This window comes from Magnetospirillum fulvum MGU-K5 (genome assembly GCF_000442515.1).
Taxonomy (GTDB): domain Bacteria; phylum Pseudomonadota; class Alphaproteobacteria; order Rhodospirillales; family Magnetospirillaceae; genus Phaeospirillum; species Phaeospirillum fulvum_B.
Window position 1 is genome coordinate 13,141 of sequence record NZ_AQPH01000001.1, and the last position, 19,945, is coordinate 33,085.

14 protein-coding genes are annotated in these 19,945 nt (G+C 62.9%); 10 read left to right on the forward strand and 4 right to left on the reverse strand.

Going from position 1 to position 19,945, the window contains the following annotated elements:
- Positions 1–46: 46 nt before the first annotated feature.
- Positions 47–2,122: a methyl-accepting chemotaxis protein gene (locus tag K678_RS00060; protein WP_021130401.1), complete on the reverse strand. Its 2,076-nt coding sequence runs from the start codon at positions 2,120–2,122 to the stop codon at positions 47–49.
- A 422-nt stretch (positions 2,123–2,544) separates the two neighbouring features.
- Between K678_RS00060 and K678_RS00070 the strand changes: the two genes are divergently transcribed.
- The 5 genes from K678_RS00070 to K678_RS00090 all read left to right on the forward strand — a co-directional run bounded on the left by K678_RS00070 (position 2,545) and on the right by K678_RS00090 (position 12,159).
- Positions 2,545–3,492, forward strand: a complete 948-nt coding sequence (locus K678_RS00070; RefSeq protein WP_021130402.1) for a DUF7354 domain-containing protein — start codon at positions 2,545–2,547, stop codon at positions 3,490–3,492.
- 115 nt (positions 3,493–3,607) lie between these two features.
- The gene (locus K678_RS00075) at positions 3,608–5,668 is read left to right on the forward strand and encodes a CHASE2 domain-containing protein (RefSeq protein ID WP_021130403.1); all 2,061 of its coding nucleotides are present in this window, start codon (positions 3,608–3,610) and stop codon (positions 5,666–5,668) included.
- Positions 5,669–5,759: 91 nt separating this feature from the next.
- Positions 5,760–9,416, forward strand: a complete 3,657-nt coding sequence (locus K678_RS00080; RefSeq protein WP_021130404.1) for a CHAT domain-containing tetratricopeptide repeat protein — start codon at positions 5,760–5,762, stop codon at positions 9,414–9,416.
- Between the two features lie 62 nt (positions 9,417–9,478).
- Positions 9,479–11,692 carry a cyclic nucleotide-binding domain-containing protein gene (locus K678_RS00085; RefSeq protein ID WP_021130405.1) on the forward strand — a complete coding sequence of 738 codons (2,214 nt, stop codon included), beginning with the start codon at positions 9,479–9,481 and terminating at the stop codon, positions 11,690–11,692.
- A gap of 44 nt (positions 11,693–11,736) precedes the next feature.
- Positions 11,737–12,159, forward strand: coding sequence for a hypothetical protein (locus tag K678_RS00090; RefSeq protein WP_021130406.1), 423 nt, complete (start codon positions 11,737–11,739; stop codon positions 12,157–12,159).
- Between the two features lie 10 nt (positions 12,160–12,169).
- Here K678_RS00090 and K678_RS00095 read toward each other — a convergent pair whose 3' ends face one another.
- Both K678_RS00095 and K678_RS00100 read right to left on the reverse strand, forming a co-directional pair.
- Positions 12,170–13,339 carry an ATP-grasp domain-containing protein gene (locus K678_RS00095; RefSeq protein ID WP_021130407.1) on the reverse strand — a complete coding sequence of 390 codons (1,170 nt, stop codon included), beginning with the start codon at positions 13,337–13,339 and terminating at the stop codon, positions 12,170–12,172.
- A 38-nt stretch (positions 13,340–13,377) separates the two neighbouring features.
- Positions 13,378–14,106: a response regulator gene (locus K678_RS00100; RefSeq protein ID WP_021130408.1), complete on the reverse strand. Its 729-nt coding sequence runs from the start codon at positions 14,104–14,106 to the stop codon at positions 13,378–13,380.
- Between the two features lie 322 nt (positions 14,107–14,428).
- On the opposite strand from K678_RS00100, the gene K678_RS17460 reads away from it, so the two are divergent.
- Positions 14,429–15,136, forward strand: a complete 708-nt coding sequence (locus K678_RS17460; RefSeq protein ID WP_196802523.1) for a sensor histidine kinase — start codon at positions 14,429–14,431, stop codon at positions 15,134–15,136.
- Between the two features lie 29 nt (positions 15,137–15,165).
- On the opposite strand, the gene K678_RS00110 is transcribed toward K678_RS17460, so the two are convergent.
- A complete protein-coding gene (locus K678_RS00110) occupies positions 15,166–15,552 on the reverse strand; it encodes a hypothetical protein (RefSeq protein ID WP_021130410.1) in 387 nt (128 codons plus the stop codon).
- A 122-nt stretch (positions 15,553–15,674) separates the two neighbouring features.
- On the opposite strand from K678_RS00110, the gene K678_RS00115 reads away from it, so the two are divergent.
- From K678_RS00115 to der, 4 genes are all read left to right on the forward strand, one after another.
- Positions 15,675–16,229, forward strand: a complete 555-nt coding sequence (locus K678_RS00115) for a thioredoxin family protein (protein WP_021130411.1) — start codon at positions 15,675–15,677, stop codon at positions 16,227–16,229.
- 134 nt (positions 16,230–16,363) lie between these two features.
- On the forward strand, positions 16,364–17,050 hold the full coding sequence (locus K678_RS00120; protein ID WP_021130412.1) for a tetratricopeptide repeat protein: 687 nt from the start codon (positions 16,364–16,366) through the stop codon (positions 17,048–17,050).
- 5 nt (positions 17,051–17,055) lie between these two features.
- Positions 17,056–18,393, forward strand: coding sequence for an outer membrane protein assembly factor BamB family protein (locus tag K678_RS00125; protein WP_021130413.1), 1,338 nt, complete (start codon positions 17,056–17,058; stop codon positions 18,391–18,393).
- A 13-nt stretch (positions 18,394–18,406) separates the two neighbouring features.
- Entirely contained in the window at positions 18,407–19,822 is a 1,416-nt protein-coding gene (gene der, locus K678_RS00130) for a ribosome biogenesis GTPase Der (RefSeq protein ID WP_021130414.1), read from the forward strand.
- Positions 19,823–19,945: the final 123 nt, after the last annotated feature.

Here is a 19,945-nt window from a genome sequence, read left to right on the forward strand (position 1 = left end):
CTGGAGCCAGATGGCTTCAGGTCCGGTTTGCGTCCAGATTCGGGGCTTAGGCCCGGATGCGGCCGAGGAAGGATTCAACCTTGCCGGTCAGCGAGTTGATATCCTCGGCCAGTTGTTCGGCGGCGTGCAGAACCTGAACCGCCTCGCCCCCGTTGCGCCGTGCCCCGTCATTGACCCCTGCAATCGAACTGGAGACCGTGGCGGTGCCGTTGGCGGCCTGCTGCACGCTGCGGGTGATCTCCTGGGTCGCGGCCGATTGTTCCTCGACCGCCGAAGCGATCTGCGACGAAATCGAGTTGATGGTATCGATCGTCTTCGCGACGTTGTTGATCGCCTCGACCGCTTCGCGGGTGGTGTTCTGAACCGCGTTGATCTGGCTGCTGATCTCTTCGGTCGCCCGTGCCGTCTGGTTGGCGAGTTGTTTGACCTCGCCTGCGACGACGGCGAATCCCTTGCCCGCATCACCGGCACGTGCCGCTTCGATTGTCGCGTTCAAGGCCAGCAAGTTGGTTTGCGAGGCGATATCGTTGATCAGGGTAACGACCTCGCCAATCCGGTTTGCCGCCTCGGTCAGATGGGCGATCGTGTTGCGGTTGTGATCGACCTGATCGACCGCTTCCTGGGAGACGCGCGCGGAATCCGCGACCTGACGGCTGATTTCGCGGATCGAGGCCGCCAGTTCTTCGCTGGCGGCGGCGACCGTCTGGACATTGCTTGAGGCCTCGCCCGCCGCTACCGCGACCAGATTGGCGCTTGACGAAACCTGATCCGCTGTCGAAGACATCGACTGCGCCGTTCCCCGCATCGCCCGGGCACCATCTCCGACCGACCGGACCACACCGGCGACCTCGGTCTCGAACCGCGTGGCGGTGTCGAGCAGCAGGCGTCGCTGTTCTGCCGTCGCTTGTTGCTCCATTTCGGCATTGCGGCGTTGCATCTCGGCCATCGCGACGGCATTGTCCTTGAAGACCTGGACCGCATGAGCCATCGCCCCGATTTCGTCGCCGCGATCACCCCCGGCGATCTCGATGTTGAGATCGCCCTTGGCCAACCGAGTCATGGACCCTGTCATCGCTTTGATCGGCTTGACGATGCCGTTGCCGATCAGCACCGCGATTGCTGCCGCCAGCAATAGAACGACGGTTCCGACGGCAAGAAGCTTGGTTCGGGTTGCTTTGGCTTCAGCCAGAACCGCGGATTCGGGGACCGCAATCAGGAAGCTCCACACCTCGGGGGCCTGACCGAAACGGATCGGGACCAGAACCGCCATCATCTCCTCACCCGCTGTGCCGGTCAGGGTGAAGTCGGCGGTCTTGCCGTTGCGTGCCGCCGCCAGAGCGGTCTTTACCGCGTCGGTCTCGACGGGTTTGCCCAGCAGTGCGGGATCGGGATTGGCCACCCATTGACCGTCGTGCGAGATCAGCGCGGCATAGCCGCTGCCCATCGGCTTGAGCGCGGCCACGTCGGCCTGCACCTGCTTCAACGCCAGATCGACCGTCGCAACTCCGACCGCCTTGGTCCCGACGAGAATCGGCGACGCGACCGTGATCATCAGGGTCTTTTGGCCGCTGATCTCATAAAAGAAGGGCGGGGTGACGGTGTCGCGCTTCTCGCGTAGCGGCGTGTTGTACCAGAATTCCTCGGCCGGATCGCCGGTCAGCGGGGCGATTTCGACGATTGGCGCCCCATCCTTGCGATAGGCGTAAACCAGATAGCGGCCACTGGCATCGCCCCAGGTCCCACCGGCATTTTCGGCGTCACGACCGTCGAAATTCGCATCGAATCCGACATAGATGCCGGTAAAGCCGGGATTGTGTTCAAGCTGGCGCAACAGATCGCCGCCAATGGCGGAGCGATCATAGCTTTTTGGATTCGTCCGGCCCATCCAAGAGGCATTGGTGCGGGCCGCAGTCTGGCCTTTCTCTACCATTTGACGGATCAGATTGGATTCGGCCAAGGCGGATTGGTGCATCAGCGCCGTCGCTCCGGTCTTGGCGTCGCCAAAAGACTGGATCGACGAAAACCCGACGATCAGGGAGAAACCGACGGCGATCACCAGAATGATTGGAACGAGAATCCTGATCCGGATCGAAATGCCGTGTTGGGTGTCTGGATTATTCACGGTCAGCCTCGCTCAAGATTTTTGTAAATGGAACCGCACCCCGAGTTTGGTTCGGTGGGCGATCCCATTTCCGGATTTTTGCAAACCAATCAGCTAGTTATTTAGATATGGTCTGCGTCCAATTCTTTAGTGATGTAGATTAAGCCAAAAGAGATAAAAAGTCGATTCCGGAACGGTCCGTGTACGGGGGAGGGGCAACCGTGGCGCGATGGTGACGTGGCGTCATCGTTGCGTTCGGTCGAACAAAATGGTTCCATCCGCGCCGTCCACCCACCGCTTTAGAATTGCGGGGTTGATGGGAGGGATGGAGAATTAGGGTGTTCTCCCGTGATGGTATTGTTTTCGGGTCTAGTGTTTGCGCCCGATTATACCGCGCCGGGGGGTGTGGTAGTATTGGCGACAAGGGGTTCATGGAGGGTTAGATGAAGACCAGACTATTCGTAACCCTGTGTTTCGCGGTTGGTATTGTTCTGGCTTGTCTGCCGATTCCGCTATTCGCCGCCGATCCGCCGGTATCCTTGCTGATGCAGGTGTCCGGCACCGTCGAGCACAGTCGGGACGGGGTTACCTGGAAGCCGGTGACCCGCAATAAATACCTGTTCGCGGGCGACATTATCCGTACCGGTGCCGACGGATCGGGCAAGCTGGTCGATCAGGCGACCAATACCGCTCAGACCATTTCCGCCAACAGCCAGATTGAGGTGGCCGGATCGGCCTTAAAGGCGGTGGCGGGCAAGCTGTCGGCTCCCGAGGCGGCCTCGGGCGATCTGGTCGCCGGTCTGGGCAACCGCTTCGCCGAGGCCCAGCGCTATACCACCGTTCGCCGCAGCGTCCAGAAAGACCCTCAGGCGATCAAATTGCGGGTGGTCCAGCAGGTGACCCTGAGCGCTACCTATCCCGATTTGGCCTGGCAGAGCTTTGGTCGTTCGTTCAGCTATATCGTCGCCATTGACGGCGTTGCTCATCCTGTCGCCGGAACCGAGGACGAGATGGTCCGCTTCCGCGTTCCCGATCTTTCCCCCGGCCACCATGTCTTCTCGGTGGCGGTGCTGGACGGGGCGCAGAAGGTCGCCGAATCCGATAAGGATGGCGGGATCGTCTGGTTGTCGGCGGCCGAGGACAAGGTGCTGGCCGACCAGATTGCCCGCATTCGCGCCATCAATCCCAAGGACGATTTTTCCGTCGCCAACCAATTGGACGAGAAGGGGGTGATCGTCGCGGCGATGGACCTCTATCGCAAGTATTTCGATGAGAACAAGGACGACAATGAGATGCGTCCGTTGTTGATCCGGGCCTATAACGAACTGAAGCTGGTCGAGCTGAAGCAGCGCGAGGCTCAGGTCTATAACGACCGTCTTCCCGCTAATTGATCCGGTAATGCGTCCTCCGGCCCGATCCCGGAGGACGCTTTTTTCTTCACTGGGGTGAAGAGAGCTCTCGGGTTACCATAATCCAGAATGTGGGTTACGGGGGCGGAGGATAGTGATGGGTGGACTAGCGCGGCGGTACGATATCCTCCTCACGGTGCTGTTCTTCCTGCTCGCCATTCCAGCCCAATATCATGAATCCTTTGCCTTGCTGGAGGACCAGACTCTCTCCTTCCGCCACCAGCTTCGGCTGGCTTATGGCGAGGGGCGGGGACAGGTGTTGTCGCACGACATCGTCCTGGTCAATACCGACGAAGCCTTCTTCAAAGCCTATAAAAGCTTTCCTCTCCGCCGCAGCGACATCGCCCAGATCGTCACCAATCTGAAGGCGCTGGGCGCGCGGGTGATCGCGGTCGATATGCTGATGGATTACCCCAGTTCCTATGGCGAGGACCCGATCCTGGCCAAGGCGCTGGACGAGGCGGGAAACACGCTTCTGGTGGCCCAGGCCGAGTTTCACGACGGTCGCTTTGTCAGGATTAACCGGCCAGCGCCTCTGCTCGACGAGGCTTCCGTCAGCGCCTACACCAATATCCAATCGACCTCGCGGCTGGTGACCACCTTGTCCCGGTTGACGATTCACCCCCAACTGACCGGTGAACGCGGTGGTTGGCCCTTTGCGGTGGCGGCGGCGGCGATGTATCTGGGGGTCGAGCCGCAATTGGAGCCCGGAGCCCTTCGGCTCGGCGCGTTGCGGGTACCGCTCGATCATCGCAACAATCTGCTGATCGACTTTCCGCCGCTGCCGACCGGAATCCGCTTTCTGAGCCAGTCGGCCGGAATTAGCGCGTTGGAGTTCCTCGATATTTCTAACCTGGACGAATCCGAGCGCGCCGAACTCGAAGCCTGGGTCAAGGATCGCATCGTTCTGGTCGGCGACACCTCCGAAGTCTCACACGATTGGTTCGATACCCCGGTTGGGATGGTCTATGGGGTCGAGATCATCGCCGATACTCTCAGCACCATCCTGAATGGCGGACAATTGCGGGCGGTGTCGCCCGAAACCGCCGCGACCATTCCCGTGGTCTTGCTCCTGGTGATGATCGCGCTGTCGCTGCTGCTGCCCCGTCCGCTGGGGCGCGGGCTGTGCGTGCTGGGGCTGACGCTGGGCTATTTCGCCTTTGCCACCGTGCTGTATGTCCGCCAGGGAATGGTGCTGCCGGTATCCTATGTCGTGATTGCGATCATTCTCAGCTATCTGCTGATCGAGTTCCGCCAATACATGGTTGAACGGGCGCAGAAGCAGCGGATCGCCCGCACCTTCGGGCAATATATTCCGCCTGAACTGGTCGCCGAGATGAATCGCAGCGGCCTTAATGTCGAAATCGGGGGCGAAAGCCGCGAGATGACGGTGCTGTTCTCGGATGTGCGCGGCTTCACCACTATTTCGGAAGGGCTGCCGCCACAGGATCTGACGATGCTGATGAACGCCTTCCTCAGCCCAATGACCCGGGTGATCCACGAGCATCGCGGCACTATCGACAAATATATGGGCGACGCGATCATGGCGTTCTGGGGCGCGCCGCTGCACGATTCCGACCATGCCCGCCACGCGGTCGAGGCGGCGCTGGCGATGGTGCGCAAGATGGACGATTTGCGCGACGATTTCGTTGCCCGGGGGTGGAAGCCGATCAAGGTCGGGATTGGTCTCAATACCGGGCCGATGAATGTCGGCAACATGGGATCGGACTTCCGCATGGCCTATACCGTGCTGGGTGACGCGGTCAATCTGGGCTCGCGGGTCGAAAGCCTGACCAAGCAATATGGCGTCGATCTGATGGTGACTGAATACACCCAGGCCGCCGTGCCCGGTCTGGTCAGCCGCGAGATCGATCTGGTCCGGGTCAAGGGCAAGGATACTCCGGTCCGATTGTTCGAGCCGTTGGGCTTTGAAGACGATATCGACGACGAGACCGACGAGCGTCTGGCCCGTCATCACGAGGCGCTGGCGCTGTATCGCGCCGGAAAGTGGGACGCGGCGGAGGCGGCGTTCGAGAGTCTGGCCGCGCTGGAGCCGGGGCGGCTGATCTATCGGATTCACCTCGACCGCATCGCGCATTTCAAGGATTTCCCGCCCGGTGACGGGTGGGATGGGGTCTATACCCACAAAGAGAAGTAAGACCAAGGGGCCACGCGGCTTATGCCGCGGGAGGCAAGGGGATCGGGTCCGATCACCGAGAGATGGGATAAGGCCGGGAGGAACGACGGTGATGCAGCGAGCAACGATCGGGTCGGCCTGGAGCGCCGTCGCCCTGGCCTCCTTTCTGTGGGCGGTTCCGGCCTGGGCCGAGAGCGTCGATAGCGCGATCGCCGAAGCCGGACAGGCCTTTGCCGCCGGTCGCGCCGCTGACGTGGTGCGGCTGGACGGCGAGATTTCACGGCTGCGCACGGTGTTCCCCGCCTGGGTCGCCGAGAAGCAGGCGGCGGCATCCGAGATTCCGGCGGCAAAGCAGCGGGCGGCGGCGCTGTGGAACCGGGTCCATCAGCAATCGATTCTGGCCGCCGGGGCGGGCGATCTGCCCAAGGCGCTGGAAACGGCGCGCCAAGCCGTATCGCTGGCCCGCGACAATCTGGGCGATGGCCATTTCGCGACGATCATCAGCTATAGCGATCTGGCGGCGTTGCAGCATCTGAGCGGCGATGTCGATGCCGCCGAAGCCAGCTACCGTCAGGCGATTGCCCTGGCGCGGGGAGCACTGGGCGCCGGGCATCCCGAAACCCTGAAGCTGGATCAGGCGCTGTCGCGCTTTTATCGCGATCAGGTCCGGCTGGGTCCGGCGGATTCGCTGCTGACCGAAGCCTTGGCGGCCTCGACCGAGGCGCTGGGGGCGGGCCATCCCCAGACCCTGGCCCTAGCCTATGCCCTGGCGAGCGCCCGGATCGATCAGGGCAAGGTGAACGAGGCCGGGGTCGGGCTCGTCTCGCTTTGCGCCACCGCCGCCCGCACCTTTGGCGAGGCGCATCCCGATTTCGCCCGCTGCCTGACCTTGCAAGGGGCAGTGAAGCATCGGCAGGGAGAGTATGCCTCCGCCGCCGCTTTGTTCGAGCGGGCGATCGCGATCCAGGCGGCGGCTCTTCCCGTTGCCGACCGTCAGGCGCTGGCGACGAGGCTTCAGCTTGCCCAGACCTATCACCGTCAGGGCCGACTGGCCGAGGCGCGGGCGGCGCAGGACAGCGTGATCCGTGACGCGGTGGCCGCCTCCGATCAGGACAGCGTTCTGGCGGCAAAGGGCGATCTGGCCGACGTTCTGGACGATCTGGGCGAGTATCAGGCCGCCGAGGCCGCCGCCCGCGAGGTGCTGGACACCCAGACGGCGCGGCTGGGGCCATCCCATCCCGCGACCTTGGCGGCGTTGTCGTCGCTGGCCAGCGTGCTGCGTCGTCAGGGTCATCTGCTTGAAGCGGAAAAGCTGTTCGACGAAGCGTTGCAGCGCTATCGCAAGGCGTTGGGCGACGACCACCCGGCCACCGTGGTTGCGGTCAACAATCTGGGCGAAATCCTGGAAAAGGAAGGCAGTTTTGATCGTGCCGAGCCGGTGTTGCGCACCGCGCTCGAGTCCAGTCGTCGGGTGTATGGCGAGAACCATCCGGCGACGATGACGACAATGAACAATCTGGCCCTGCTTTACGAGAGCCAGGGCTTGTTCGACAAGGCCGAGCCGCTCTATCAGGGCGTGATCGCGGTGTTTTCCCGCACGATCGGGCCCAAACATCCCGACACGATCGCCAGCACCAACAACCTTGCTTACCTCTATATGTTGAAGGGAGAGCCGGACCGGGCGGCGGTGATGTTCCGCGAGGTGTCCGATGCCTGGGCCAAGGCCTATGGCCCCCGTCACCAGAACACCTTGAAGGCGCTGAACAATCTGGCCCGCGCCCTTCATGCCCAGGGTCGGCTGAAAGAGGCCGAGGCCAATTTCGACAAGGCCCTGGCCGCGCGGCGCGCCACGCTGGGCGAACGCCATATCGATACTTTGCGCTCGATGCACGATCTGGCCGCATTGTATCGCACCACCAAACGGCTGCCAGAGGCCGAGGCGCTGTTGAAGAAGACCCTGGAGGGCGACGAGGCGGTGCTGGGCGCGGCGCATCCCTACACCTTCGAGACGCTGAACAGTCTGGCGGCAGTGCAGGAGGATCGCGGCGAAAGTGCTGCGGCGTTCGAAACCCGTCGCCTGACCTTCCTGCGCCGCACCGATTTCTTCGGCCGGGTGTTGCCGGTCACCGGCGACAATGCCCGCGAAGGCTATCTGCGCCTGCATGCCCCGGAATATTCGGCCTATGTCGCTTTGCTGGCGCGGCAGAACGATGCCGAAGCCGCCCGCGCCCTGCTGGAAGCCAGCCTGAACCGCAAGGGGCTGCTGCTGAAGATTGCGTCGGAAAGCCAGCAGATTACCCGCCTTTCCCGCGATCCCGAGCTGAAACGTTTGGCCGCCGAATTGACCGACGTGCGCAAGCGGCTGGCGGCGCTGACCCTGTCCGGGCCGACCGCCGAAACCCGCGATAACCATGTTGAGGTCGTCAACGGTCTGGAAGATCGGGTCAACCAGCTTCAGGGCGATCTGGGCCGGGCCAGCCAGCGTTTCCGCCGTTCGGTCGCAGCGCTGACGCCCGAGGATGTGGTCAAGGCGTTGCCCGCCGATGCCGCGCTGGTCGATTTCGTGATCTATGGCGAAGCGGGGCGGCAGAAGCTGGCGGCGGCAGTCCTGCGCAAGGAGGGCGAGCAGCCGGTCTTCTCGCTGGTCCGCTTTGATGATCCCGCCACGATCGAGGCGGCGGTGACCAAATACCGCACCGTGATCCAGGATGAAGAAGTCGAGATCGATGACCTGCTCGATGCGGGCGAGGCGGCCACCCGTCTGGTGTGGCAGCCGCTCGAGGCGGCGCTGGGGGGGCGCAAGACGGTTTATCTGGTTCCCGACGGCATCTTGAACATTTTACCGTTCAGCGCGCTGGTCCAGAAGAACCGCAAATATCTGATCGAAGCGGTCGATCTGCATGTGCTGACCTCCAGCCGTGATCTGCTCCCCACTCCGGTCGGGGCGGCGAAGGGCTATCTGATTGATGCCGGTCCCGATTACAACACTGATGCGGTGGTCGGGCGCGACGTGCTCGATCAGGCCCGCTCGCGCTCGGCCCGTGCCGCCGACCTGCAATTGGCGGTGCGGGGGATGTCGGGTTTGCGCGGCCTGCATTTCGACCCGCTGCCCGGTGCCGAACGGGAAGGCCAGATGATCCAGCGTACCGTCGAAGGGCAGGGTCAGCCGACGGTGATTCATTCCCGCGCCGATGCCCAGGAAAAGACCCTGCGCGATCTCGATCAACCGCCCGAGGTGCTCCACATCGCCACCCACGGCTTTTTCCTGAAGCCCGACGATACCCTGCGCAAACGTCTGCTCAAGCTCCAACGCTCCAGCGATTTTCAGGTGCCGCCGCCCGGCGACAATCCGTTGTTGCGGGCCGGTCTGGCCTTTGCCGGAATCAATTCCAACGCTCAGGTGCTGGGCGAGATTGATACCGACAATGATGGAGTGCTGACCGCGCTGGAAGTGCTGGGGCTCGATCTGACCGGCACCCGCCTCGCTATCCTGTCGGCCTGCGAAACCGGCTTGGGCGAGATCCATGAGGGCGAGGGCGTCTATGGTCTGCGCCGTGCGTTCCAGGAAGCGGGGGCGCAGTCGGTGGTATCCTCGTTGTGGGAGGTCAGCGACGCCGGGACCCAGACCTTGATGGCGGCTCTTTACAAACGGCTATTGGCGGGCAAGACTCCGCACGACGCCCTGCGCGAGGCCCAGTTGGAAATGCTCAGAACGCCGCAATGGAGCACCCCGTACATCTGGTCCGCCTTCTTCATGGTCGGTGGCTGATGCAGTTTGGGCGGCCTGGGTCCGACTCGTTTTTTCCGGCCGCATTGTCTCCTGGCGGCCGGATGCGTCTGGTCGCGGTGTCTCCCGGGATCAGTTGGGTCGAGGTGCCCGAGGCCGATCTGCGGGTGCTGTGCGGCTGCCCCGCCGATAGCGTCAAGCATCTGATCAAGCGCGGCCTGATCGTCGAGACCGAGCAAAACGGGGTTTCGTTCGAGACCGGGCCGAACGCGATCTTGCTGTCCGACGTCTCGCTTCAGAACGGGGCGTTCTGCAATCTGTCCGAATTCCCGATTCTCCAGATGCTATACCGCCAGGGGATGATCATTCCTGGCCATCCCAATTGCCGGGGCCGTAAGCCGTTGATCCTCGGTTCGGCCCAGCAGGTTGATGCCCAGCTTGAGTATGTGATGCGGGGCAATTACGGTCTGCTGTCGGTCGAGGAGATGGTCGAGGCCGGAGTTCCCCCCGAGATCGCTCAGGAATGGATGCGGATGAAGCTCCGCTTTGCGTTCGGTGCGATCCGTCCGCCCCGCGATCTGCTCGATACCTGCATCGTCGGCGACGGGCTGTCCTTGCTGCCCGGCGGGGTGACGGTGCGGCGAACCGCCCTCAACGTCTTCGAGTTTGCCTATCAGGGCGAGACGGTGACGGTCGATCTGAATCTCGGGTGTGGGAGGACCTATCAGACTCCCTATCACCTCGGCTATCACGATCTCGAACGTGGCTATTTCACCATCGTTCATTCCGGCGAGGGTGATGGCTGGGACGCCGAGCGCGCTGCGATCTCGACGATCATGATGGTGCAGGGCAAGGTCTATCTGATCGACGCCGGCCCCAATATCCATGCTTCGCTTCGGGCGCTGGGGATCGGGGTTCAGGAGGTCGCGGGGATTTTTCATACCCATTGCCATGATGATCATTTCTGCGGCTTGACCACTCTGTTCCGCGCCGATCATCGCATCAAATATTTCGCGGTCCCGCCGGTGCGGGCTTCGGTGGCCAAGAAGTTGGCGGCGCTGACCGGAGTGGACGAGGATTCGTTCGGCGCTTATTTCGACGTCTGCGATCTGACCCTGGGGGCGTGGAACGAGATCGAGGGATTCGAGGTTTTGCCGCTGTTTTCGCCTCATCCGGTCGAAAACTCGGTGTTTCACTTCCGCACCCCGTGGGAGGGCGGCTATCGCACCTATGCTCATCTGGCCGATATCGTTTCGCTCGATGTGCTGGGGCAGATGGTCGATGACGACGAGAGCCATCACGGGATCAGCAGCGCTCTGTTTGAGCAGGTCCGCGCTGATTATCTGATTCCCGCCGACATCAAGAAGCTCGATATCGGCGGCGGTTTGATCCATGGCTCGGCCGAGGATTTCAGCGAGGATCGCTCGGGCAAGATCGTACTGGCCCATACCGCGCTACCGCTGACCCGGGCCCAGAAACGGATCGGATCGGGTGCGCCGTTTGGCACCGTCGATGTCCTGATCCCGTCGCACCCGGAATCCCGCCTTAGCACCGCGCGCGACACCTTACGGGCTTATTTCCCAGGCGTGCCCGGCCACCAGATTCTCAGCCTGCTCAACCATCCGGTGGTGACGATCAATCCGGAAACGATCTTGCTGCGCGAGGGGGCTCATTGCGAAGCGATTCATCTGGTCCTGACTGGGCTGGTCGAAGTGATCGAGTCGGAAAACGACGGCAGCGCGATTTTGTCGGCCGGGGCCTTGGTCGGTGAATCCTATGCCTTGTCGGGCGAGCCGTCGCGTGAGACCTTCCGCGCCCTTAGCTTCGTTCGGGCGCTGCGTATTCCCGCCGCGCTCTATTGTACCTTCGTCGAGCGTAACCAGATGACCCGGCGTATCACCAGATTGGCCGAATTGCGGGATTTCTTCACCCATACCTGGCTGTTCGGCGAAAGCCTGTCCAATCTGACCCAGGTGCGTCTGGCCGAGGCGTCGACCTTCACCTCGCTTGACGATGGTCAGCCACTCGATCCCCGCCACCGGGACGAATTGTTTCTGGTCCGCGCCGGATCGCTGGCCCGGTACAGCGATGATGGCAACCTGATCGACCGCGCTGGGCCGGGTGACCCGTTCAACGAATCCGAAGTGCTGTTCGGCTGTACCTCAGCCGGGCACCTGCGGGCCGAGGGGACGACCGAACTCCTCTCGGTGCCGGGGGCGCTAGTACGCGAGATTCCGGTGGCGCGGTGGAAGCTGCTGGAATTGCATCAACGGCGGATGCGCCTGTTTCCTTTATCCGTCGAGGGGGAGAGATCCTGAGACCGTTTCGCGACGTTTCCCGCGCGGGGCTGGCGCTATCGCTGTTGCTGCTGCCGTCCTGTGCCTCTGTCATCAATGCGTCGAGTTCCGACGTGCTGATCCGTACCCGGCCCGAACCGGCGCGCTGCGCCTTGAGCGGGCAGGGCGGCTATCGCGAGACGATCGACGCCCCGGCGACGGTTGCGGTGCCGCGTTCGGCCGCGCCGGTCACCGTATCCTGTAGCGCTCCCGGCTATCGCCAGACCGTCGCGACCCTCAGCGCTTCGGCCGACGGCTGGGTGTGGGGGAATTCCGCCCTGGTGATCGTGACGGGCGGGGTTGCTTTCCTCGGCATGGCGGTCGACGAGGCGACCGGCTCGGTCTGGAATTACCAACCCGATTTTACCGTGCCACTAGACGAGGACAAACCCCGGCCACTCAATTTGCGCCAGCGCGGCGAGGCGGCGTCCACCAAACTGGGGGAATAACGCGCCGGTCTTAGCGCATCGTGAGATGGGTGCGCAGGTCCGCGCCGAGCACCGCCTGCAACTCGCCCAGATCGTTGGATGGCACCGCGACGAACGTGAACGCGAACACGGGATAGCGGTTGAAATCGGTGGGGCGAAGCTCGAGCACGCGGCTGAACCGGGCGGCAAATCCGTCATAATCAACCGATTGAATCCGGGCGAGATCGACCGAGTTCGGCAGGTCGGAGACGACGATCGCCGTGGTGCGCCCCGTCGTTGCCGCCGCGATGCTGGACCAGTCGATGGTTTCGCCCCGCAGGTAACAGCGATACGGATTGATGCCATAGGCAAAGGACGCCAGATCGGTCGCGCACCAGCCACCGAAGCGCATCGGGTTGACCTCGATGGGGGCGGCGTTGCCCGCAGCGTCGATGCGCATCTCGACATGAACCGGGAAGTCCGTGATCCGGGCGCGGCGACCGACTTCGGCCAGGAAGTCCAAGGCTGGTGCACCGAGGCGCGCCACCGTTTCGGCATTGGTGTAGTAGACGCGGTCGCTGACATCGTTGGCCGAAGCGAACAGATGGGTATAGGCATTGACAAGTACCGGCGTTCCGGTCGTGTCGTAATAGGCGTCGATTGCGAACTCTTCGCCCGGGATGACCTCTTCGATGATGAAGCGATCCAGGCCGAGAACCTGCTGTGGATACAAAGTGGCGAACTGGCTGGCTTCGTGCTCGATCGCGTCGATGGCCTTCCGCCACGCCTCGACGGACTCGACGACGTGGACCCCCATGCTGAAAAACCCGACGGCGGGTTTGATGACGAACGGAAACGGGATGGTGTTGGGGTCGAACCCGCGCAACTCGGCAAGCGAGCAGGCGGCAAAGCGGTACCCCGGGTAGAGATCGGCCACGAGTTCGCGGAACGCCACCTTATCCTTGAACAGCTCGATCATTCTGGGCCGATCGGTGTCCGAAAGATGCTCGGCGATCCATCCGATGGCGTTCTCTGAATTGGCGTAAAGGCGGGCGCCCGGTTTGGCGGCCGCCGCCGCGAAGGTTGCCGCATCGACGATCAACGATTCAGCGCGTCCGGTCAGGCGGCGGCGGGCGATCGGGGTGTCAAGGACCGGGAGACCCAACGCGCCGATGGTGGCGACGAGAAGATCCGAGACGTATGGCTCTTCGAGAATAAACACAGAGAGGCTCCGCGATGGTGGGGATGTGCGGTCTGGCCTCAGCCGCCGACCAGCCGGTATCCGACGCCATGGACGGTCAGAATAATCGCGGGGTGACGCGAATCCTCTTCGATTTTGCGCCGCAGCCGTCCGACCAGAACGTCAATGGTGCGGTCGATCACCGCTTCGCCATCGTGCTGGGTGAGGTCGAGCAACTGGTCGCGGGTCAGCGCCCGCCCCGCATTGCGCGCCAGTGCAGCCAACACGTCGAACTCGCCCCGGGTCAGGCGTACGTTTTCGGCTTTGGGGGAAAAGAGCTGGCGGGCATCGCAATCGAGCTTCCATCCGGCAAAGGAATAAACGCCCGAGGCGGAGCGCTCGGCGGCCATCGTCGGGGCGACCCGGCGTTGCAGGTTGCGGACCCGCACCGCCAATTCACGCGGATTGAATGGTTTGGTGATATAGTCGTCGGCCCCGATCTCGAGACCGACGATCCGGTCGGTTTCGTCTTGCCGCGCCGTGACCAGGATGATTCCGACTGAGGATTTAGCCCGTAATTCCCGCGCCAGGATCAAACCGCTTTCGTCCGGTAGATTGATGTCGAGCAGGACCACATCGGGAATGGCGCGGGCGACGATCGCTTTCATGTCGCGGGCATCGCTTGCCTCGCTGACCTGAAACCCCTCGGCCTGCATATAGGCCGCCAGTTTGCTCCGGGTAACCGGGTCGTCTTCGACGATCAGTACGTGAGCTTTAGCCTGCACGGCAATGGTCTCCAACTGACGCATTCACGACTCATTTATATCTTATTTCTCTTTAATTCAATCGTTGCCGTAATTTCATTGAGATTTATGTCTTATAAGGGTTGATGTTCGCCTCTCTGACGTCGGGCGTTAAAGGGGCCGGGGGTAACCGCAAAGAGATAAGTATCGCATCATGAACGCTCAATCCTCTGGAGGCGGAAACAGGCAGACCTTGGCCGTTTTGTTTCCCGTGGTGGGAGCGGCCATGCTTGCCTTGGTGTGGTCTGTCGGAAGCGATGGTCTGGCTCGGACCAGCGGCTTTTTTCAGCGCCTTTCTGGCATAGAGGGGGCCGTTAGTTCGCTGGCCTTGTCCCAGATTTTTTTGATTGCGGTGGTGATGGTCGGCGTCGCCGGAATCGCTGTTATCGTCAGCACTTTGCGGCATCGTCAGAATCGGCTGGAAATGATGCTGCACGGCCGCTCGTGTGACACAGCGGGATCGGACGATCCCGGCCGGAGCGGGTGGATCGCCGCCGAGGCCGGTCCCTATCCGCACTCCTTTAGCCATCGCGTGGTTGCCGCTCCTTCGGCGGCCGTGGCGCAGGCGCGGCGGTCTTTGGCGGGGGCTTTAAGCGATGCCGATGTTGCCCTGATCGTCGATCCACTGCCGGAGGTTTTTGCCGAACCGGATGCGCTGGTCGATATCTTCACCCGGCTGATCGACAACGCGGTGCGCTTCCGCTCACCGCACCGGCGGCCGGTGGTTCATATCTCTGCCGCCCGCGATGGGGCGATGATCGAGTTTCGTATCCGGGACAATGGCTTGGGTATTGATCCGGCCCGCGCCGCCCGATTGTTCGAAATTCTCCGTCAGACCGGGGCGGGTGACGACAGCATCGGAGCCGGTTTGAGCTTGGTCCGCCGTCGGGTCGAGTGGATGGGCGGCACGATCTGGGTCGATCTCAGCCCGGGTCAGGTGGGGACGACGTTCGGATTTTCGATGCCCGCTTTGCCGATCACGGCGGCAAGTCGGCCGCTGTCGCGGCGCTGTCAATTCGGTCAGTCCGCACTCTGATCATCACCGGCGGGACGGAAGTGCAACACTCAGCGCATCGGCGTCGAGGGCGGGACGAAGCCGATCAGACGATCATTCCCCTCATTATAAGGCTGGGCATAGCAGGTCGGGCGGGCCAGCGTGCTATAGCAATAAATCTGCGGCGGCGGCGGCGGCTTGCCCACCCACTCGCGGCAATAGGCCTCGCCGCGTTCGGCCCGCGGGCTCGAGCAATCCTTATCGGTGATCCAGCCATAGATGTGATCGACGATGGATTTGTGCGTTCCCATCAGGCTGAACGCCTCGAAATGCATCATGGTATAAGGGTCGGGCAGGGGCTTGGGCGCCGTCCCAAATCCGGTCGATGTCAAATAGTAGCATCCCCCCAGCGGGAGGAGCAGGACCAGCGTCGCCAGGGGAACGCGTCTTGACACCATTTCCCTGATCCCATCCAAAATATTCCTGTGTATTGTGGGGAGGGAGCGGGGCCGAATCAATGGGCAGTTTCTGCCCAGGATGGTGGCCGGCCCCCGAGGCGAGGACGACAGGGAGCAGAACTATGGCGGTGGAAACTCCGACCGGAAGCCTGGGGGCAAAGGCCTCTGATTTCGCTTTGCCCGACACCAACAGGCGGGTCTGGACCCTGGCCGATATCGCTGGTCCGCGCGGGACCCTGGTGGTCTTCATGTGCAACCATTGTCCCTATGTCCTGGCGATTATCGATCGCTTGAACCGCGATGCCGCCGCGTTGAAGCAGCTGGGTATCGGGGTGGTGGGGATCAATGCCAACGATGCCGTGACCTATCCCGACGATTCGTTCGACAACATGGTGGCGTTTGCCAAACAGCATGGTCTGGTTTTCCCCTATCTGCATGACGAGTCGCAGCAAGTTGCCCGGGCCTATGGCGCGGTGTGCACCCCGGACTTTTTCGGCTTCGATGCCGCGGGTGTGTTGCGCTATCGTGGCCGCCTTGATGCGTCGGGACGGCAACCGGGACCGCCCGATGCCAAGCGCGAACTGGTCGAAGCGATGCGTCTGATCGCCGAAACCGGCGAGACTCCGGACGGGCAGGTGCCCAGCATCGGCTGCTCGATCAAATGGCGGGACGAGTGAGCGCCGGTGATCTGGGGCGCTTTGCCCGACAGAAACGATAAAGATGTGAACCGGGGTTTGCCAAGACCGCCGCCGCGGACTATGTTACGGCGCGGCCGATCCGTGCGCCGCCTTCCCCCCATGGAGAGTCTTTCTTGAACGAGAAGCAGCAGCATGATGCCGCCGCCGACCTTCTTATCAAGGAGGTTGACGAGGATCTGAGGCACGAGCAACTGACGAATCTGTGGAAACGCCACGGGGTTCTGGTTGTCGGTTTTGGCGTTGCGGCTGTTCTTGCCGTTGCGGGCTGGCAAGGCTGGCGGGCCTGGGACGGGCAGCAACGCAAGGATTCTTCGCTCCGCTTCCACGAAATCGCTTCGTTGCTCGAACAGGGCAAGCGCGATCAGGCGGTAGACGATCTGACTCGTCTGGCTGCGGATGGTTCGGGCGGGTACCGTCTGCTGGCCAATCTGCGTCTGGCCGAGTTGCGCCAGCAACAGGGCGATCTGGCCGCCGCCGCCGCGATCTATCGCGCCGTCGCCGCCGACAGTTCGGTCGCGTCGGTCTATCGCGACATGGCGTTGATCCGGGCCGGTTACCTGACCCTGGATAGCAGCGATCCCGCCCAATTGGAAAAGGCGATGGAGCCGTTGGCGGTCGAATCCAGTTCGTGGCGCCACTCCGCCCGCGAGATTCAGGCGCTGGCGGCGTTGCGTCGCGGTGACAAGGCCCGTGCCGCCGATTTGTTCGGTCGCCTCTCTGAAGATGCCGCCGCGCCGGAAGGGATGCGCACCCGCGCCGCCGAAATGCTGGCCGTTACCGGCCAGGCGGATCGGGGCTGACCGCCATGACCGCCGCCGCGCCGCGTCGTCTTGTCCTGGCCGGAGCCCTGGCGGCTTCGGTCGTCCTGTCCGGCTGCGATGCCGGCTGGCTGGGCGAGCGGGCGGCCCCTCCGTTGCCGGGCAAGCGCATTTCGGTGCTGTCGCGTGAGAAGCTGATCGAACCGGAAATCGCCGGTCCGGTGGCCAAGGTCATCTTGCCGCCGCCGGAACCGAACGAGGATTGGCCCCAGGCCGGGGGCTATTCCAACCATGCGATGCAGCACATGGTGGCGGACGGCGACCTGCGTGAAGTGTGGTCGGTCAGCGCGGGCAGCGGGTCGAGCAAGCGAAGCCGCCTGTTGGGGCAGCCGGTGGTGGCCGACGGCATGGTGTTCACCGTCGATGCCTCATCTGAGGTCAGCGCCTTCAACGCGGAAACCGGCAAGCGGCTGTGGAGGACCGACACGGTCCCCAGCGACAATTCGAACGTCTATACCAGCGGCGGCGTCGCTTATGACGAGGGACGGGTGTTCGTCGCCACCGGGTTTGCCCAGGTGGTCGCGCTCGATGCCGCCTCGGGCCGCATTCTGTGGCGCCAGACGCTCTCTGGGCCGATGCGTGGCGCGCCGACGGTACGCGGCGGGCGGGTCTTTGCCGTCACCGTCGATAACCAGACCCACGCCTTGGCCGCTGAAGATGGCGGCGTACTGTGGACGCATTCCGGCATCACCGAGGCCACCGGCCTGTTGGCGGGCAACAGCCCCGCCGTCGATGGTAATATGGTGGTGGTGCCGTACTCGTCGGGTGAATTGTTCGCGCTTCGGGTCGATACCGGAGTGCCGATCTGGCAGGATTCGCTGGTGACGATCCGCCGCACCGAGATCATCGGTGCGTTGATGGATATTCGCGGCCGTCCGGCGATTGATCGCGGCCGGGTCTATGCCATCAGCAATGGCGACATGCTGGTCTGCATCGATCAGAAGACCGGCCGTCGTCTGTGGGAAAAGGAAATCGGCGGGGTGGAAAGTCCGTGGGTTGCCGGTGACTTCCTGTTCCTGCTGACCAACAACAATGAAGCGGTCGCGGTCGAAGCCAAGACCGGCCGTATCGTTTGGGTCACCCAGATGCAAAGCTGGGAAGACCCCAAGGCAAAGGAAGGCCGTATCTTGTGGTCGGGGCCGGTTCTGGTTTCGGACCGCCTGATTCTCGGCAGTTCCGATGGTAAGCTGGTGTCGCTGTCGCCCTATACCGGCGACATGCTCGGCTGGGAGAAGGCGCCCGATGGGGTCAGCATCGCTCCGGTCGTGGCCAACGGCACCTTGTATTTCCTCACCGACGAAGCCGATCTCGTCGCCTATCGCTGAAAACTGAGAGCGCATGCCCTTCACCGTCGCCATTGTCGGACGCCCGAACGTCGGCAAGTCCACCCTGTTCAACCGCCTTGTCGGGCGCAAGCTGGCAATCGTTCACGATTTGCCCGGCATCACCCGTGACCGCCGCGAAGGCCGCGCCAGCCTGATGGGGGTCGATTTCCAGGTTGTCGATACCGCCGGTTTCGAAGAACTGGGCGGCGACAGCATTGAAGCGCGGATGCGCTTTCAGACCGACCGCGCGGTCGAAGAAGCCGATGTCGCGTTGTTGCTGATCGACGCTCGCGCCGGGGTGACCCCGCTTGACCGTCACTTCGCCGACCATCTGCGCAAGGCGAAGACGCCGGTGATTCTGGTCGCCAACAAGTGCGAGGGTAAGGCGGGCGCTCCCGGCCTTTACGAAGCCTATGGCCTGGGGATGGGCGAGCCGGTTCCGGTGTCGGCCGAGCATGGCGAGGGTATGTACGAATTGTTCGAGGCGCTGATGCCTTACGCCCAGAAGGCGGGGGTGGTGCTCGACGACGAAGACGAGGACGAGTTCCCGCCGTTCCCCGACGAAGCCGCCGATGCGGCGTCCGAGGCAGAAGCCGAGCCCGATCCCGGCCGTCCGCTGACGATGGTGATCGTCGGCCGTCCCAATGTCGGCAAATCGACCCTGGGCAACCAGTTGCTGGGTGAAGAGCGGCTGTTGACCGGCCCCGAGGCCGGATTGACCCGCGATGCGATCGGCGTCGAATGGATTCATGGTGGCCGCGCGGTCAAGCTGGTCGATACCGCCGGTTTGCGCCGCAAGGCCAATATCTATGACGCTGTGGAGAAGCTGTCGGTCGCCAACACCCTGGAATCAATCCGCCGCGCCGAAGTGGTGGTTCTGGTGATGGATGCCGCCCAGATCCTCGATAAGCAGGATTTGACCATCCTGCGTCTGATCGCCGACGAGGGCCGCGCCCTGGTCGTTGCCGTCAACAAGTGGGACGTGGTCGAGAATCCCCAGGTGGCGTTGGGCCGTCTGCGCGACCGTCTGGAAACGTCGGCTCCTCAGGTCAAGGGTGTCCGCACCGTGACGATGTCGGCGCTGAACGGGCGCGGCATCCCCCAATTGATGGATGCGGTGATCGACAGTTGGACCGTGTGGAACCGCCGCATTCCCACCGCCCAGCTCAATCGCTGGCTGGCCGAGGTGATCGAGCGTCATCCGCCGCCCGCGCTGCCCGGCGGCCGCCGTTACAAGATTCGCTATATCACCCAGGTCAAGGCCCGGCCGCCGACCTTTGCCCTGTTCGCGACCAAGCCGGACGAACTGCCCGAATCCTATGTCCGTTATCTGGTCAACGGCCTGCGCGAGGCGTTCGACCTGAAGGGCGTGCCGATCCGACTGTTCGTGCGCGGCGGGCGTAATCCCTACGCCGATAAGGGGGCCTGACCGGCTCTCGTTTCCCGGCGGTGTTCACCCTTGTTCGGGGTGTCGCTGCCGGAATCGACAACCGAGCCTTGATCTTCCTTTTGTCACTTTCCGATCCTCCTGGTTCGGTTATCCTGGAAGGAT

Coding starts and splice junctions, on each gene's coding strand:
- K678_RS00125 (WP_021130413.1), top strand. CDS start 17,056: ATGACCGCCGCCGCGCCGCGTCGTCTTGTCCTGGCCGGAGCCCTGGCG.
- der (WP_021130414.1), top strand. CDS start 18,407: ATGCCCTTCACCGTCGCCATTGTCGGACGCCCGAACGTCGGCAAGTCC.
- K678_RS00100 (WP_021130408.1), bottom strand. CDS start 14,106: ATGCGTCAGTTGGAGACCATTGCCGTGCAGGCTAAAGCTCACGTACTG.
- K678_RS00075 (WP_021130403.1), top strand. CDS start 3,608: ATGGGTGGACTAGCGCGGCGGTACGATATCCTCCTCACGGTGCTGTTC.
- K678_RS00080 (WP_021130404.1), top strand. CDS start 5,760: ATGCAGCGAGCAACGATCGGGTCGGCCTGGAGCGCCGTCGCCCTGGCC.
- K678_RS00110 (WP_021130410.1), bottom strand. CDS start 15,552: ATGGTGTCAAGACGCGTTCCCCTGGCGACGCTGGTCCTGCTCCTCCCG.
- K678_RS00070 (WP_021130402.1), top strand. CDS start 2,545: ATGAAGACCAGACTATTCGTAACCCTGTGTTTCGCGGTTGGTATTGTT.
- K678_RS00085 (WP_021130405.1), top strand. CDS start 9,479: ATGCGTCTGGTCGCGGTGTCTCCCGGGATCAGTTGGGTCGAGGTGCCC.
- K678_RS00115 (WP_021130411.1), top strand. CDS start 15,675: ATGGCGGTGGAAACTCCGACCGGAAGCCTGGGGGCAAAGGCCTCTGAT.